This window comes from Haemophilus haemolyticus (assembly GCF_003490595.1).
Lineage (GTDB): Bacteria > Pseudomonadota > Gammaproteobacteria > Enterobacterales > Pasteurellaceae > Haemophilus > Haemophilus haemolyticus_L.
The window spans coordinates 38,530-55,319 of sequence record NZ_QQGY01000012.1 but is presented as its reverse complement, the minus strand read 5'-3'; the positions used below and the strand labels follow the sequence as shown (position 1 = coordinate 55,319).

General features: G+C 39.4%; 15 protein-coding genes and 3 tRNA genes. 7 read left to right on the top strand and 11 right to left on the bottom strand.

Annotated features, from left to right (window positions below; genetic code table 11):
• Positions 1–246 precede the first annotated feature (246 nt).
• Both DV415_RS09450 and dusA read left to right on the top strand, forming a co-directional pair.
• Positions 247–1,623: a chloride channel protein gene (locus DV415_RS09450; RefSeq protein WP_118791056.1), complete on the top strand. Its 1,377-nt coding sequence runs from the start codon at positions 247–249 to the stop codon at positions 1,621–1,623.
• 11 nt (positions 1,624–1,634) lie between these two features.
• Positions 1,635–2,624 carry a tRNA dihydrouridine(20/20a) synthase DusA gene (dusA, locus tag DV415_RS09445; protein ID WP_114908506.1) on the top strand — a complete coding sequence of 330 codons (990 nt, stop codon included), beginning with the start codon at positions 1,635–1,637 and terminating at the stop codon, positions 2,622–2,624.
• Between the two features lie 47 nt (positions 2,625–2,671).
• Here dusA and DV415_RS09440 read toward each other — a convergent pair whose 3' ends face one another.
• Positions 2,672–2,962: a YfcZ/YiiS family protein gene (locus DV415_RS09440; protein ID WP_005636074.1), complete on the bottom strand. Its 291-nt coding sequence runs from the start codon at positions 2,960–2,962 to the stop codon at positions 2,672–2,674.
• 22 nt (positions 2,963–2,984) lie between these two features.
• Entirely contained in the window at positions 2,985–3,989 is a 1,005-nt protein-coding gene (gene trpS / locus DV415_RS09435; RefSeq protein ID WP_118794478.1) for a tryptophan--tRNA ligase, read from the bottom strand.
• A gap of 128 nt (positions 3,990–4,117) precedes the next feature.
• Here trpS and hflD point away from each other — a divergent pair, with 128 nt between their 5' ends.
• The 5 genes from hflD to glmU all read left to right on the top strand — a co-directional run bounded on the left by hflD (position 4,118) and on the right by glmU (position 8,846).
• Entirely contained in the window at positions 4,118–4,735 is a 618-nt protein-coding gene (gene hflD / locus DV415_RS09430) for a high frequency lysogenization protein HflD (protein ID WP_114908505.1), read from the top strand.
• Positions 4,736–4,757: 22 nt separating this feature from the next.
• Positions 4,758–6,128 (top strand): adenylosuccinate lyase, encoded by a 1,371-nt coding sequence (gene purB, locus DV415_RS09425; protein ID WP_114908504.1) that lies wholly within the window; start codon positions 4,758–4,760, stop codon positions 6,126–6,128.
• Positions 6,129–6,399: 271 nt separating this feature from the next.
• A complete protein-coding gene (gene rplJ, locus DV415_RS09420; protein ID WP_077414192.1) occupies positions 6,400–6,891 on the top strand; it encodes a 50S ribosomal protein L10 in 492 nt (163 codons plus the stop codon).
• A 54-nt stretch (positions 6,892–6,945) separates the two neighbouring features.
• Complete coding sequence (gene rplL / locus DV415_RS09415) at positions 6,946–7,317, top strand: 50S ribosomal protein L7/L12 (RefSeq protein WP_005626607.1); 372 nt, start codon at positions 6,946–6,948, stop codon at positions 7,315–7,317.
• A 158-nt stretch (positions 7,318–7,475) separates the two neighbouring features.
• A complete protein-coding gene (glmU, locus tag DV415_RS09410) occupies positions 7,476–8,846 on the top strand; it encodes a bifunctional UDP-N-acetylglucosamine diphosphorylase/glucosamine-1-phosphate N-acetyltransferase GlmU (protein WP_118791023.1) in 1,371 nt (456 codons plus the stop codon).
• 39 nt (positions 8,847–8,885) lie between these two features.
• On the opposite strand, the gene DV415_RS09405 is transcribed toward glmU, so the two are convergent.
• From DV415_RS09405 to DV415_RS09365, 9 genes are all read right to left on the bottom strand, one after another.
• A complete protein-coding gene (locus DV415_RS09405) occupies positions 8,886–9,197 on the bottom strand; it encodes a DUF5389 family protein (protein WP_114908502.1) in 312 nt (103 codons plus the stop codon).
• A gap of 97 nt (positions 9,198–9,294) precedes the next feature.
• A tRNA-Arg gene (locus DV415_RS09400) sits at positions 9,295–9,371 on the bottom strand.
• A 56-nt stretch (positions 9,372–9,427) separates the two neighbouring features.
• Positions 9,428–9,504, bottom strand: a tRNA-Arg gene (locus tag DV415_RS09395).
• A 20-nt stretch (positions 9,505–9,524) separates the two neighbouring features.
• Positions 9,525–9,619: transfer RNA gene (locus DV415_RS09390), tRNA-Ser, on the bottom strand.
• Positions 9,620–9,899: 280 nt separating this feature from the next.
• Entirely contained in the window at positions 9,900–12,377 is a 2,478-nt protein-coding gene (gene torA, locus DV415_RS09385; protein WP_118791688.1) for a trimethylamine-N-oxide reductase TorA, read from the bottom strand.
• Between the two features lie 27 nt (positions 12,378–12,404).
• Positions 12,405–13,505, bottom strand: a complete 1,101-nt coding sequence (locus DV415_RS09380; protein ID WP_118791025.1) for a NapC/NirT family cytochrome c — start codon at positions 13,503–13,505, stop codon at positions 12,405–12,407.
• Positions 13,506–13,688: 183 nt separating this feature from the next.
• Positions 13,689–14,630: an alpha/beta fold hydrolase gene (locus tag DV415_RS09375; protein ID WP_118794477.1), complete on the bottom strand. Its 942-nt coding sequence runs from the start codon at positions 14,628–14,630 to the stop codon at positions 13,689–13,691.
• 78 nt (positions 14,631–14,708) lie between these two features.
• Complete coding sequence (asd, locus tag DV415_RS09370; protein WP_118794476.1) at positions 14,709–15,824, bottom strand: aspartate-semialdehyde dehydrogenase; 1,116 nt, start codon at positions 15,822–15,824, stop codon at positions 14,709–14,711.
• 165 nt (positions 15,825–15,989) lie between these two features.
• On the bottom strand, positions 15,990–16,706 hold the full coding sequence (locus tag DV415_RS09365) for an MgtC/SapB family protein (RefSeq protein WP_118794475.1): 717 nt from the start codon (positions 16,704–16,706) through the stop codon (positions 15,990–15,992).
• Between the last annotated feature and the right edge of the window lie 84 nt (positions 16,707–16,790).

Sequence of the window (16,790 nt, the reverse complement as noted above, 5' to 3'; positions counted from 1 at the left end):
TTATTCAATAATAGAATGTTGTTCAAAAAATCTACTTCCATACAGAAATAGACGGCGAATTTTAATCGTTCTGAGGTTTGTTGTCAATAATTAAACAGCGCCAAAGATCCGTGAAAGGATCTTTCGTTGCGTACAAAAAACGCTTACCAAATTCACCGCACTTTTTATTCAAAATGCCAAACCAATTGCCCCAGCGAAATGACAGTTTTATAATTTCTACTTAATTAGTATTAAATTAATATGATTATGTTACGCTCGCTCAAATTTCACTTACGCTATTTCTTCCATAAAAAGCTACGCCAAACACACAGAATTTCCCACAAAAGTTTAGAATTTATCTGCCTAATTATAGGGGCAACATTTGTCTCACTCTTTTCATTTGGCTTTGCTAAATTGTCCGATCTTGGTCTAGAACTAAACGCTCACTGGTCATCTAAATATCCTATTGCAGTTTGGTTTGTGTTACCCATAGGCATGGCTTGCCTGACTTGGTTTACGAAAAAATATACTCCCTATGTTGGAGGAAGTGGTATTCCGCAAGTCATTGCATCAATTAATCTTCCTCATAGTAGCTATAAAACCAAATTAGTTGAATTCAGCCAAACTATTTGGAAAATTCCTCTTACCTTTCTAGCAATGCTTATTGGCGCATCGGTTGGACGTGAAGGTCCATCAGTACAAGTTGGCGCAGCTGTCATGCTTGCATGGGGAAATTATTGTAGAAAACATAATTTAGCATTTAGAGGATTAAGCACCAATGAATTACTTGCCACAGGTGCAGCAGGTGGGCTTGCAGCAGCCTTTAATGCACCTTTGGCTGGCGTGATATTTGCGATTGAAGAACTCGGGCGTGGTGTAATGTTACGTTGGGAACGACGCGTATTGATGGGCGTATTAGCTGCTGGTTTTATTCTTGTCGCGATTCAAGGAAACAGCCCTTATTTTCCACGTTATCAAGGGGCAAGATCTGTTTCTTATCTCTATCTTTGGCTTGCAATTTGTGGGGTGGTTTGTGGCATTCTAGGTGGCATATTCGGACGATTATTAGCAAAAGGTCTCGCAGGATTATCACCTGAAAAATGGCGTGGTTGGGTTCGCCAACATCCTATTTATATTGCTTTATTATTGGGTTTAGTGCTTGCCGCACTTGGCAGTTACACTCATGGACAAACCTATGGCACTGGCTATGAGGTTGTTGCACGCGCCTTAGAAGGGCAAGCTATAGAGCCTGAAATTGGCATCCTTAAACTTTTGGCAACGGTGACCACTTATTGGAATGGTATTGCCGGTGGTATCTTTACCCCATCGTTGACAACAGGCGCGGGCATTGGCGCAATGCTTTGGGATCTCAGTGGCGGTATGGTTGATCAACGTTTTTTGGTGATTTTATGTATGGCGGCGTTTCTAGCTGGTGGCACACAATCGCCAGTTACTGCCAGTGTTGTTGTAATGGAAATGACAGGCGCACAACCCGTTCTCATTTGGCTCTTGATTTCCAGCATTATTGCATCCATAATCTCGCGCCAATTTAGCCCAAAACCATTTTACCACTTTGCTGCAGGCCGTTTTCGCCAGCAAATGCAAGCTCGCCAAGCCGAAGAATTACGCAGCAAAACCGAATAAGAGAAATAAAAATGCCTCAAAATCTACCGCACTTTTACCGCGGCCGTTTTTCTGTTGCACCAATGTTAGATTGGACAACACGCCATTGTCGTTATTTTCATCGCCAATTTTCAAAGCATGCGTTACTTTACACTGAAATGGTCACCGCACCTGCGATTATCCATGCCAAATACGATCACTTGGATTTTGATTTACAAGAAAATCCCATTGCGTTACAGCTAGGAGGAAGCAATCCTGAGCAACTCAAACATTGTGCAAAACTTGCTGAGGAACGAGGTTATCACGAAATTAATCTTAATGTAGGATGCCCTTCTGATCGCGTACAAAATGGAATGTTTGGCGCTTGCTTAATGGCGAAAGCAGATTTGGTGGCAGACTGTGTAGAACAAATGCAAAGTGCGGTCAAAATTCCAGTCACTGTGAAAACGCGTATTGGCATTGATGAATTAGACAGCTATGAATTTTTATGTGATTTTATTGAGAAGGTTCAAGGAAAAGGTTGCCAAGAGTTTATTATCCATGCACGGAAAGCTTGGCTTTCAGGGTTAAGTCCCAAAGAAAATCGAGAAATTCCACCATTAGATTATGCTAGGGTGTATCAACTAAAACGTGATTTTCCACATCTAACTATCGCAATTAATGGCGGCATAAAAACCATTGAAGAAATGAAACAACATTTGCAATATGTGGACGGCGTGATGGTTGGGCGAGAGGCCTATCAAAATCCAAGTTTACTTGGGCAAATTGATCAAGCCTTATTTGATCCTAACGCACCAATTGTTACCGCTCATGAAGCGGTACAATCAATGCTTCCTTATATTGAACAACAACTTAGCCAAGGCATACACCTTAATCATATCGTCCGTCATATGCTAGGCGCATTCCAAAATTGCAAAGGTGCCCGTCAATGGCGACGCTATTTAAGCGAAAATGCATTTAAACAAGGTGCGGGAATTGAAGTGGTTGAAACCGCCTTAAGCTTTGTAGAAAACGAATCCTAAAAACAAAATAAGCCGCAAAAGTGCGGCTTATTTTTCAGCTGTTTTTCTTATGCAATACGCATTTGAAAAATCACCAATTCAGCTTGGCAACAGAAAGTGAAATCTGCCTTTAATAAATAGCCATCATCCACTTTTGTAATTTCAGATTGAATTTCACAAGGTTCACTTTCTACATCACGCGCTTTCTGAGTAAAAAATGCGAGCGCTTCTTGCGCTTGTTCTTCACTGTCATAAATATATTCAATAACCTGACTACAATCACGATTATCGAAAAGTGATTTCATATCAAATGTGTTACAACCCACACATTCAATCGGTTTTTCAGTTTGAATTGCCATAATATTATCCCTTTTATTTAGATTATTTTGCAGCAACAAAACCTACTGCTTCATACACTTTCGCCAAGGTTTCTTGTGCTTTTGCACGAGCTTTTTGCGCACCTTGTCGTAAGATATTATCTAATAAAGCCTCATCATTGCGATATTGATGGAAACGTTCTTGTAAACCAGCAAGTAAAGTTGAGACTTCATCCGCTACAGCTGTTTTTAAATGTCCGTACATTTTGCCTTCAAATTCTTTTTCAAGATCAGCAATAGGCTTATCTGTAACCGCAGAAAGAATATCTAAAAGATTAGATACCCCCGCTTTATTTTGCACATCATAACGAACAACAGGCGGCTCATCTGAATCTGTTACGGCACGTTTAATTTTCTTCGCCACAGATTTTGGATCTTCTAAAAGTGTCACCACATTGTTGCGGTTATCATCTGATTTTGACATTTTCTTTTCAGGATCTTGCAATGACATAATACGCGCACCTGCTTTTCCTATGAAAATTTCAGGAATGGTGAAAATATTGCCATAAAGCGCATTAAAGCGGTTTGCAATATCACGCGTAATTTCTAAGTGTTGTTTTTGGTCATCGCCAACAGGCACGCTTTTTGCTTGATAAAGTAAAATATCCGCCGCCATTAACACGGGATAATCAAACAAACCCACGTTAATATTTTCTGCATAACGTGCTGATTTATCTTTGAATTGGGTCATTCGGCTCATTTCACCGAAATAGGTGTAGCAGTTTAACACCCAGCTTAATTGCGTGTGTTCTGGAACGTGAGATTGAACAAAAATAGTACTTTTATTTGGATCAATTCCGCACGCTAAATAAAGTGCAAGCACATCAAGCGTTGCTTTGCGAAGGGCAACAGGATCTTGACGAACAGTGATCGCATGCAAATCAACTACGCAGAAAATACATTCATAATCTTCTTGCATTTTTACCCAGTTGCGCAACGCGCCCAAATAATTTCCGATAGTTAATTCACCAGAAGGCTGCACGCCACTAAAAACAATTGGTTTTGCCATAATCAATCCTTAATACCTTAAAACTATTCGCACATCATACCAGAAACTCTAGGCTTTTTTAATGTTCGAGTTCAAAAGCTAGGTTAAAAATGCTATATTTAACGGAAACGTTTTCCTAATATTTCCTAATGAAAAACTACCACGATATTGTTCTTGCCCTTGCTGGAGTGTGCCAATCAGCAAAATTGGTTCATCAACTTGCAACAGAAAGTCGAGCAGATTCAGATACATTTTTAACCGCACTTAATAGCCTTTTCATTACCCAACCACAACGAATCGAAGATGTTTTTGGTGGCGAAGTTCGTCATTTAAAATTAGGTCTAGAAACCTTAATTCATCAGCTCAACGCGCAAGGCGATCAAAATTTAACTCGCTATTGGCTAAGCCTTTTGGCATTAGAAGGAAAATTATCGAAAAATCCCGATGCCAAAAAAACATTGGGCAATCGAATTTCTCGCCTAAAAGAACAGGAAATTCATTACGCTCGAGATAGTGAAACAATGCTATCTATTATGGCAAATATTTACAGCGACGTTATTAGTCCATTGGGCAAAAAAATTCACATACTAGGCTCGCCTGATTATTTGCGACAAGAACTCGTGCAAAATAAAATTCGTGCAGTTTTACTTGCAGGTATTCGCTCTGCCGTACTGTGGAAACAAATGGGCGGAACAAAATGGCAAATTTTATTTTTCCGCAGAAAATTACTTGCCACCGCAAAACAGATTTATTCTTCTATTTATTAATACAATTCTGGAGCAAACATTTATGCAACTCTCTACACTGACCGCACTTTCCCCTCTTGATGGTCGTTATCAAGATAAAGTAACTCCATTACGCGCTATTTTTAGCGAATTCGGGTTAATGAAATTCCGTGTAGCTGTGGAAGTTCGTTGGTTACAAAAATTAGCTTCAACGGCAGACATTACCGAAGTACCGCCATTTTCTACGCAAGCAAATGCTTTTTTAGATGGAATTGTGGCTAATTTTAATGAGACCGATGCTGCGCGTATTAAAGAAATTGAACACACAACCAATCACGATGTGAAAGCTGTTGAATATTTTCTGAAAGAGAAAATTCAAAGTGAAGTGGAACTTGTGAATGTTTCCGAATTTATTCACTTCGCTTGCACCTCAGAAGATATTAACAACCTCTCTCACGCATTAATGTTAAGCACCGCGCGTGACGAAGTGATTTTACCAGAATGGCAAAAACTGATTAATGAAATCACTCGTCTTGCAGAAGAATATAAAACGATCCCATTACTTTCTCGCACACATGGCCAGCCAGCTTCACCAAGCACAGTGGGCAAAGAAATGGCGAATGTTGTTTATCGCCTAAAACGTCAATTTAAACAACTTCAGAACGCAGAAATCTTAGGCAAAATCAATGGCGCAGTAGGTAACTACAATGCGCATTTATCGGCATATCCTAATATTGATTGGCATAAATTCAGCGAAGAATTTGTCACTTCATTAAGTATTCAATGGAATCCTTATACCACGCAAATTGAGCCGCACGATTACATCGCTGAATTTTTTGATGCTGTAGTACGCTTTAATACCATTATCATTGATTTTGATCGTGATTTATGGGGATACATTGCATTAAATCACTTTAAACAACGAACTATAGCAGGCGAAATTGGTTCCTCTACCATGCCACATAAAGTCAATCCAATTGATTTTGAAAACTCAGAGGGCAATCTAGGGTTAGCCAATACAGTGATGACTCATTTAGGTCAAAAGTTACCAATTTCTCGCTGGCAGCGTGACTTAACGGATTCAACCGTATTACGTAATTTAGGTGTAGGATTAGGTTATTGTTTGATCGCTTATGCTTCAACTCGCAAAGGCATTAGTAAACTTGAAGTAAATCAACCGCACTTATTAGAAGAACTCAATCAAAACTGGGAAGTTTTGGCTGAACCAATTCAAACCGTAATGCGCCGCTATGGAATAGAAAAACCTTACGAAAAATTAAAAGAATTAACGCGAGGTAAACGAGTGACAGAACAGGCCATGCGTGAATTTATTGATAAGTTGGATATTCCACAAGAAGAAAAATTACGTTTACAAAAATTAACACCCGCTACTTATATTGGGGCCGCAGTGGAATTAGTAGAGAAACTATCATAGGAATTTGGCTCTTTTTCCAACAATATTCTTTACAAGAACATAGCTTTTCTCTATAATCCTGCGCCTGTGTTAGTCAATCTAACAAATTTCTGGTTGGTGCTTGACCTATTCAAGCCCCATCCAAGACCGTAGGGGAGTAATCTTAATTATCCTACGTAGATGGTGAACAGAATAAGAATTTTTCTTGCTTCTGGGCGCCGAAGTCATCCTAGTCTTAGGATTAGGTAAATTAATTCCGAGTAATCGGAGTGTATTCAGGAGCTAAAAGCCAATGGCATTAAATCTTCAAGACAAACAAGCAATTGTTGCTGAAGTAAATGAAGCAGCCAAAGGTGCACTTTCAGCAGTAATCGCGGACTCTCGCGGTGTAACTGTTGATAAAATGACTGAATTACGTAAATCAGCACGTGAAGCTGGCGTTACAATGCGTGTAGTTCGTAATACTTTATTACGTCGCGCAGTTGAAGGCACAGATTACGAATGCTTAAAAGATACGTTTGTAGGTCCAACACTTATCGCGTTCTCTAACGAACACCCGGGCGCAGCTGCTCGTTTGTTCAAAGAGTTTGCTAAAGCAAACGATAAGTTTGAAATTAAAGGTGCAGCCTTTGAAGGTAAAATCCAAGATGTTGAATTCTTGGCAACATTACCAACTTACGAAGAAGCGATTGCACGTTTAATGGGCACAATGAAAGAAGCTGCAGCAGGCAAACTTGCTCGCACCTTCGCGGCATTACGCGACAAATTACAAGAAGCAGCTTAATCATTAAGCGTTTCTTACTTCATCTAACTTTATTTATTTTAGGAATTGATTGTTATGTCATTAACTAACGAACAAATTATTGAAGCGATTGCTTCAAAAACTGTAACTGAAATCGTTGAATTAATCGCAGCGATGGAAGAAAAATTCGGTGTTTCAGCAGCGGCAGCAGTAGCAGCAGCTCCAGCAGCAGGCGGCGCAGCGGCAGCAGAAGAAAAAACTGAATTCGACGTAATTCTTGCAGCAGCTGGTGCTAACAAAGTAGCAGTAATCAAAGCAGTACGTGGTGCAACTGGTTTAGGCTTAAAAGAAGCTAAAGATTTAGTTGAATCTGCTCCAGCAGCATTAAAAGAAGGTGTTTCTAAAGAAGAAGCTGAAGCACTTAAGAAAGAATTAGAAGAAGCTGGTGCACAAGTAGAAGTTAAATAATTTCTCTTTTAACCACTTTAAAATTCAGAAAACCGATGGGAAACCATCGGTTTTTTCCTATCTACAAAGCCACAACTTCCTTAAGTTAAAAACTTATCATCTTCTCCTTTATACGATAAAATATCTCCCATTATTATTGATAAATAAAGAGAAAATCTATGACTACAAAAGCATTAAGTGCGGTAATTTTAGCAGCCGGAAAAGGAACGCGCATGTATTCCGATTTACCTAAAGTTCTACATACAATAGCTGGTAAACCAATGGTAAAACATGTAATTGATACAGCTCATCAATTAGGCGCAGAAAATATTCATTTAATCTATGGCCACGGTGGGGACTTAATGCGTACCCATCTTACAAATGAACAAGTAAATTGGGTATTACAAACAGAACAACTTGGCACAGCACATGCAGTTCAACAAGCGGCACCTTTCTTTAAAGATAACGAAAATATTGTTGTACTTTACGGCGATGCACCATTAATAACAAAAGAAACATTAGAAAAATTAATTGAAGCAAAACCAGAAAATGGCATTGCATTGCTTACCGTAAATTTAGATAACCCAACAGGCTATGGACGAATTATCCGTGAAAATGGGAATGTTGTAGCAATTGTAGAACAAAAAGATGCAAATGCAGCTCAACTAAATATTAAAGAAGTAAATACTGGCGTGATGGTATCCGATGGTGTAAGTTTCAAAAAATGGCTAGCTCGTGTAGGTAATAATAATGCTCAAGGCGAATATTACTTAACGGATCTTATTGCTCTCGCAAACCAAGATAATTGCCAAGTTATTGCAGTACAAGCAACAGATGTCATGGAAGTTGAAGGTGCAAATAATCGCTTACAATTAGCCGCACTTGAACGTTATTTCCAAAATAAACAAGCCTCCAAATTATTACTTGAAGGCGTAATGATCTACGATCCCGCTCGCTTTGACCTACGTGGAACATTAGAGCATGGAAAAGATGTGGAAATCGACGTTAATGTTATTATCGAAGGTCGTGTTAAACTCGGTGATCGCGTAAAAATTGGCTCAGGTTGCGTATTGAAAAATGTTGTTATTGGCAATGATGTAGAAATAAAACCCTATTCAGTGCTAGAGGATTCTGTAGTGGGAGAAAAAGCCGCAATTGGTCCATTTTCTCGTTTACGCCCAGGTGCAGAACTCGCAGCTGAAACGCATGTCGGTAACTTTGTAGAAATTAAAAAATCTACCGTTGGTAAAGGTTCTAAAGTAAATCACCTTACCTATGTTGGCGATTCAGAAATCGGCTCAAATTGTAATATTGGTGCGGGTGTCATCACCTGTAACTACGATGGTGCAAATAAATTTAAAACGATCATCGGTGATGATGTGTTTGTGGGATCTGATACACAATTAGTCGCGCCAGTGAAAGTCGCAAATGGCGCAACTATTGGTGCTGGAACAACAATTACACGTGATGTTGGCGAAAATGAATTAGTGATTACACGAGTTCCTCAACGCCATATTCAAGATTGGCAACGCCCAACAAAGAAAAAATAAAATAGCATAAAAAATCCTACGTTTTATCGTAGGATTTTTTTATAAACCGATTTTACAAATCGTAATTAAAGCTATATAAAAAATGACCGCACTTAATACCAATAATTTAAAAGCCAATTTTGGTTTTTTCTGATGTAGGCGATATAAAATTCGAGCTACCACCGCAAGAATAATAGGGTAAATCCAAAAAAATATTGAGAATAAATTAACTTGCCAAGTTTCTAAGTTAGGATTTTTATCAAATGTAGTGGAAAGCAACAGAGCCATCGGACATAACAATACAGGGGCACAAAAAATAGCTAATCCCCAGGAAAATAAACTAAAACCACGAGGCAAAGATTGTCTTGTCATAATTTAAAAATTTTACAAATAAAAGATAAGTACAATATAACAAATACTGTGATTATTAGAAAGTAAGTGGAAATCAATAGGCTTGAATAAAATGAAATGGCGCACCCGAAAGGATTCGAACCTTTGACCGCTCGGTTCGTAGCCGAGTACTCTATCCAGCTGAGCTACGGGTGCGTAGATGATGCTTTAATTATTCATAACCACTTTAATAAGATAGAGCCGTTTTAAAATGGCGCACCCGAGAGGATTCGAACCTCTGACCGCTCGGTTCGTAGCCGAGTACTCTATCCAGCTGAGCTACGGGTGCAGAATAAATAAAACAAACAATGGCGGTGAGAGAGGGATTCGAACCCTCGATGGAGCTTTTTAACCCCATACTCCCTTAGCAGGGGAGCGCCTTCAGCCTGCTCGGCCATCTCACCACAATCGGTGTGAGCGGTATAATACGTTTTTTAGAAAATATGTCAAACCATTTTTTGAAAAACATACCTGTTTGAATATTTTATCTACACATTAAATATATTATTGAATAAAAATCTACTCATCATTCAAAAATACTAAAATCTTAGATATTGTTTCCCGTCTCAATTCATCTTGCTCAAATAACACCTCATGTTTAGAATTTAGTGCTGTTAATGCCCCTTTGTTCTATTATTAAAAAAGAACCGCACTTTTTAAAGTGCGGTTATATTTTTAATAGTTTTACGCCACCTGTTTAGGTTGTTTAAATACCGTAACTTCTGGTGCTACATCTGTAAATTTCTCAATCTGAACGATACAAGTATTTGGTGAATTGCCTTGTGCCAATTTAGATGTACCTTCATCTCGAGTTAACACATTTGCACAACCATTTTTACATAATGGTTTTTCACCTTTACCAAGTTCATGTGGATCATACCATGCACCTTCGTGGAGAGCTACAGTACCTTTGATGATATTTTCTGTTACAACTGCACCTGCAAGCACTTGACCGCGTTTGCTATGAATGCGAACAACATCACCGTCTTTAAGACCACGAGCAGCCGCATCTTCAGGGTGAATCATCACTGGCTCACGATCATTTACCGCATATTTTTGACGTAATGAAGTATGCGCCAATTGACTGTGTAAACGATAGTAAGGATGTGGTGTCACTAAAGCTAACGGATATTCTTCCGTCACATTACCCGCAAACTCTTCAGGTTCCATCCAACTAGGATGCCCCTTACAATCGTTATAATTCATTTTCTCAACAACATCAGAGAAAATTTCAATTTTACCTGACGGTGTGCCAAGCGGATTGAGCAATGGATCTTCACGGAATTCACCATAACGCACCCATTTCTTCGCAGCTTCACCCGCCTCAAAACTTAATGGTTTATTTTCTGCCCAGAATTTGTCAAAACGAGGCATTGCTACACAGTTTGCACGTGCGGCACTAAAGGCTGCATTATAGAATTCTTCCAGCCACTCCATTTCAGTTTTACCTTCAGTGTATTGTTCTTCCACTCCGGCACGTTTAGCAAGCTCAACGAAAATATCGTAGTCATTTTTCGCTTCAAATTGTGGTGGAACCACTTGTTTCATCGGGTAAACGCTCATCATGGAGTAGTCGCCAGCCATGGTTAAGTCATTACGTTCATAACTGGTGGTTGCCGGCAATACAATATCTGCCATACGCGCAGTTGGCGTCCAGTTCACTTCATTCACAATTACCACATCCGGTTGTTGGAAAGCCTTCACCAAAGTATTGGTATCTTGATGGTGAACAAATGGATTGCCACCGGCCCAATATACCGCTTTAATATTTGGGTAAGTAATTTCAGTACCGTTATAGTGAATTTTTTTGCCTGGATTGAGCAACACATCTGAAATACGTGCCAGTGGAAAAGCGGATTTAGACGTATCATCTAACCATGTTTTTGCACCCGCTTTGCCTGATGGACTTGCGGTAATGGAGCCGATAATACCCCCTGTCGCCGTTGGCACCCCACCATTTGAATAGTGATAACTCAAACCGAAACCACCACCTGGCAAGCCAATTTGTCCTAACATAGACGCTAGAGTGACTAACATCCAGTGGGTTTGTTCACCATGGCGTTGGCGTTGCATACCCCAACCACCCATTAACATGGTACGTTTGCTAGAGAAATCTGCTGCAAGCTGTTTAATCGTTTCTGCTGGTACACCACAAATTTTTGCCGCCCATTCTGCTGTTTTTGGTTGACCATCTGTTTTACCTAATAAATATTCCTCGAATTTAGCATAACCCGACGTATATTTTTTCAAGAAATCTTTATCATGCTTACCTTGTTCAACTAAAGTATGCGCAATACCAAGCATTAATGGTACATCTGTTGCTGTATTCACTGGAATCCATTCTGCATTCAGCATTTGGCAAGTTTCGCTTTTTTGCGGGTCGATACAAATAATGCGTTTACCACTCGCTTGGAATTTTTTGAAATATTCAATCCCTTTTTGGTCGGTAGACATCCAAGCAATACGCATGGTTGTGAGTGGGTTTGCAGACCAAAGCACAATAATATCGCTGTTTTCTAACACAGATTCCCAGCTGGTTTGTTGTTCATAGACTTCAATAGTACCAAGCACATGCGGCATGATTACTTGCGCAGCACCCGTAGAGTAGTCCCCTTTGTGTCCCACAAAACCACCGGTAGCGTTCATGTAGCGCTGTAATAACGTACGAGATGCATGTAATGAACCACAACTAAACCAACCATAAGAACCGGCAAAAATACCTGTTGGTCCATGTTCGTCACGCACACGTTTAAGTTGATTGTGTACTAAATCTAACGCTTCATCCCAAGAAACGCGCACCCATTCATCACGACCACGCATTGTAGTATCGCTTTTTCCTGGATTAGCTAAAAAGCCTTTGCGCACCATTGGATATTTCACGCGAGCTTCGCTATACAATTGTTCGGCAACAACTGTCTGCAATTCGTTCGGCACTGCAGGCTCAATAGCAGGACCAGATTTCACGACCTTACCATCTTGTACAACAACTCCAAGAGATCCCCAGTGAGCGGCAGTCACTACCGTTTTCATTTCAGCTTCTTTTGCTACCGCACTTTTTGATACGATGCCCACCATACCACTGGAAAGGGCACTACCAGCCACTCCTAAAGATGTTTTTTTCAGAAAATCTCGACGTTGTTCATTTACGTTATTCTTTTTCATTTCAGCCTCGTTTTAGATACTCAGTAATTATTTTTTTGCCATATCTTTGGCATTGCGTTGCAGATAAATAGTTAACGCCCGGACTTCATCTTTATTCATTGATGTACGGTCTTTCATGGAATTCACCACGCCAATCCATTGGTTAGCGGTGTAATGATCAGCGCTAATTGCAGCATGACAACCACTACATTGAGTTTGGTTTAACTGATTACCGTATTGATTAAGTGCGGTTAAATCTGATGTCATTTTTTCTTTAGCTACATTCACCGTAACACTGATTTCTTTCCAATCAGAATCTGTTACTGCATCATGAACTATTTTTAATACTTGAACATGATTACGAGCATCTTCGTCCATTAAAGCAAGCGTGATACGTTTACCTAATTCTTGATACACAACTGCTTCAGCCCCCACTTGTTGCCAGCCATGTAAAGTACCTTGAATTTGATTACCATCCACTTTCCATTGCATTAATTCAACATAAGGCATTAAGCGAACCTCATTTCCTTTAGTATTGGTCGCTTTTACCATTTCAGTAGCAAAAATCGCTGAACCATCAGAGATAGATCCACCTTTTGCTTCATAGGATTTTTGTACATTTTGATCACCGTGCGCCTCAGGGAGGAAATGCACAATTCCCTTGTGACAATCAATACAAGTTTGACCGTTTGTTTGCGCCTCCGTATGAGTTTGTTTTGCTAATTTAGTTTGTTTTGAAAGCTCCATTGCATCAAAACTGTGACAGCTACGACAGGTTTCTGAATCATTGGCTTTCATATCCTCCCACACTCGTTGTGCCATTTCTGCACGGTGGGCTTCATATTTTTCTTTATTCTCAATCTTGCCTTGTGTTTCATACCACAAGTCTTTTAAAGCAATAAATTTAGCTTTCACATAATGCCAGCCTTCTTTTGGAATATGACAATCTGAACATTGTGCTCTAACCCCTTTTACATTAGCAAAATGGCTAGAGCCTTCCCACTCCTGTTGTGGATAACTCATTGAATGACAACTAGCACAAAACTCCGGTGAACTTGTTTTATGCATAACCCACTGCGTTCCCCACAATGCCACAGCGCCGACACCAGCCAAGCAAAGTGCGGTGGCGATTTTCTTCATTTTTGACATAGATACTCCAACGATACAAACGACAAAAAACATAACTACAAATAAGTATTATGGATTGTAGGGATATAGTGAGAAAGAAACTATGATCTTGCTCAATAAAAGGCTAAACACTCATAAGATAGAAATACAAAACATTATATAAATCAATATATAATGTTTTGTATTTAATCTAATTAGGAAAATTTAAGAATGAAGAAATTGATTCACTCGCTCAAACACTGCTTTTCTCACGTTATCCTTTTCAAAAAGGATTTCATGTTTTGCTTGAGGTACAAGCATGGATTCTGCATGCGGAAAAAGTGCGGTCAATTTTTCAAGATTTTTGTTATCCACAATTTTTTCTTTTTCCGCTTGTAAAATAAGCACGGGTGTTTCCACTCTTGGAATGATTTTAGGGAGCGCTTTTATTGCATTCAAACACAAATGCACCCAACGGAATGTTGGTCCGCCAAGATGAATTGCTGGATTCTTACGATTGACACGATTCATCCATTTCATTCTGGTTTTACAGAAACTTAGTTCATTGTATTCCAAATGGGCTTGTTGATAAGGCCCTTTACCAAAAACATAACGCTCGCCTTGTCCGAAAATATTCATCAGGGCAATAATCAGTTCATCTCTAATAGGGTGTTTTAAAGGAATACCGTAAAAAGGTGAAGAAAGTACCGCCTTATTAATGCGATGATCACAATTTGCCAAATAATAGGTTGCAATCAATGCGCCCATCGAATGAGCAAGCAAATGCTGTGTGGAATAATTAAAAAGTGCGGTCACTTTTTCGATGATTTTCGCCATATCATCGACATAGAAACGAAATTCGTCTAAATGCCCTTTTTCAGAATCCTTCAATAAATGGGTTGAATAGCCTTGACCACGGTGGTCAAATAGCAACACATCATAGCCTTGATGATAAAAATCATAAGCTGGCTCCGACCATTTCAACATATTTTCAGCACGACCACTCACTAAAATCATCAATTTTCTATCCGCACTTTTTGCGTGGATTAAATGACGATAAGCGATTTGGACATTATTTTTGCCAGTGAAATATTTCGTTGGAAATTGATTAAAAAAAGGTAACAGTTCAGTAAAGGCAAATTGAGTAAAGTCGGATTCTCGATTCATAAGTTTTTAGATGGGATACATCAACGCATACAAAAGAAAGAAAAAGTGCGTGAGATTTTACCTCACGCACTCTGCCAATTATGCTACCAATTGTTTTAAGATACGGCGAACTGGCTCTGCTGCACCCCATAATAATTGGTCACCCACAGTAAAGGCAGCCAAATATTCAGGGCCCATTGCCAATTTACGTAAACGACCCACTGGTACACTTAATGTACCTGTTACTTTCGCTGGCGTTAATTCACGCAATGTGGTTTCTTTGTCGTTTGGAATCACTTTCACCCATTCATTATGTGATGCAATAATTTGTTCGATTTCTTCTAATGGTAAGTCTTTTTTCAGTTTGATGGTGAATGCTTGGCTATGGCAACGTAATGCACCGATACGCACACATAAACCATCTACAGGAATTGGATTGTCGCTTAAACCTAAGATTTTGTTGGTTTCTGCATAGCCTTTCCATTCTTCTTTAGTTTGTCCGGTTTCTGGAAGAAGTTTGTCAATCCAAGGGATTAAGCTACCACCTAATGCAGCACCGAAGTTTTCTGTTGGGAAACTATCAGAACGCATTTCTGCAGTCACTTTACGTTCAATATCTAAAATAGAAGAAGCAGGGTCTTTTAATTCACTTGAAACAGCTTGTTCTAATAAGCCCATTTGTGAAAGCAACTCACGCATATTTTTTGCGCCAGCACCTGAAGCCGCTTGGTAAGTTGCCACAGAAATCCATTCCACCAAATCTTTTTCAAATAGACCGCCGATAGCCATTAACATTAAGCTTACGGTACAGTTACCGCCCACGAAGGTTTTAATACCTTTTTTCAAACCTTCAGAAATCACGTGTTGATTTACAGGATCAAGCACAATAATTGCATCATCTTTCATGCGTAGTGCAGAAGCAGCATCAACCCAATAACCATCCCAGCCTGTTGCTTTTAATTTTGGATAAACTTCATTGGTATAATCGCCACCTTGGCAAGTCACGATAATGTCTAATTTTTTGAGTTCTTCAATATCGAATGCATTTTTAAGTTCGCCTGCATCCTTGCCACCAAATACAGGGGCTTTTTGACCTGCTTGTGAAGTTGTAAAAAATACGGGATTAAGATTCGCAAAATCATTTTCCTGCGACATACGATCCATTAATACGGAACCCACCATCCCGCGCCAGCCGATAAAGCCTACATTTTTCATTGTTGTTTCCTTAGCTTGTTGTGTTTGAATAGCATTATTAATTACAAGATAGCGTTAGCAAAATCAAGTATTTTTCATGGAAATTTACATTTTGCGAAAGAAATTACATAAGAAATAAAAAAGAGCGGTCAATTTAAAAGAAAATTTAACTCGACCGCTCTTTTTCTAGTTATCTACTTCGACACTTATCACGCCTTCTTCCGCTTTCAACAATGCATACGCATCTTTCAACATTGTGGAATCAATGGAAAAACAGCGAATTTGTAACCGCACTTCACCACTACTTTGATCTTTCACCTGTATATGTTCAATACGATACTGATTGTTTACTAACAATTGGGTGACTTTTCCAATGCTTTCCGCACCATTGACAAGAATATTGAATTTTGTTCGACGACGTTGTGATTTACGATGAACCCAATGTTGAACCAGAGGACTTAATCGAATAGACACCAAAATCATCACAGTGGCGATGACCGCATCAAACACGAAGCCCGCTCCAGCAGCAATACCGATCCCCGCAGAAGCCCAAATAATCGCCGCGGTGGTTAAACCTGAAATCGCATCATTTTTCTTATGCAAAATCACACCTGCACCTAAAAAACCGATGCCACTAATCACTTGAGCCGCAAGACGCATCGGATCCGTACGAATATTTTCTGAAACTTGCGCATAATGCTCTGCGGCTTGAATCGAAACAATCGTTAACACACAAGTGGTGACGGCAATAATGGCACAAGTTTTCACGCCCACAGGTTTGCGCTTAAGCTCACGCTCTAAGCCGATAACGCTACCAAGCACCATTGCCAACAGCATTTTGCTAAAAATAATTAAGTGATAAGGATCGAAAAGTGCGGTTAAAGGTAAAGATGAATTTTCCATAATGATAAAAATAAGTCCGACATAATCGTCTATTCTACATCACTTAGATTAAAATCTTTACCCTTCCAAGCCTTTAATTTATCG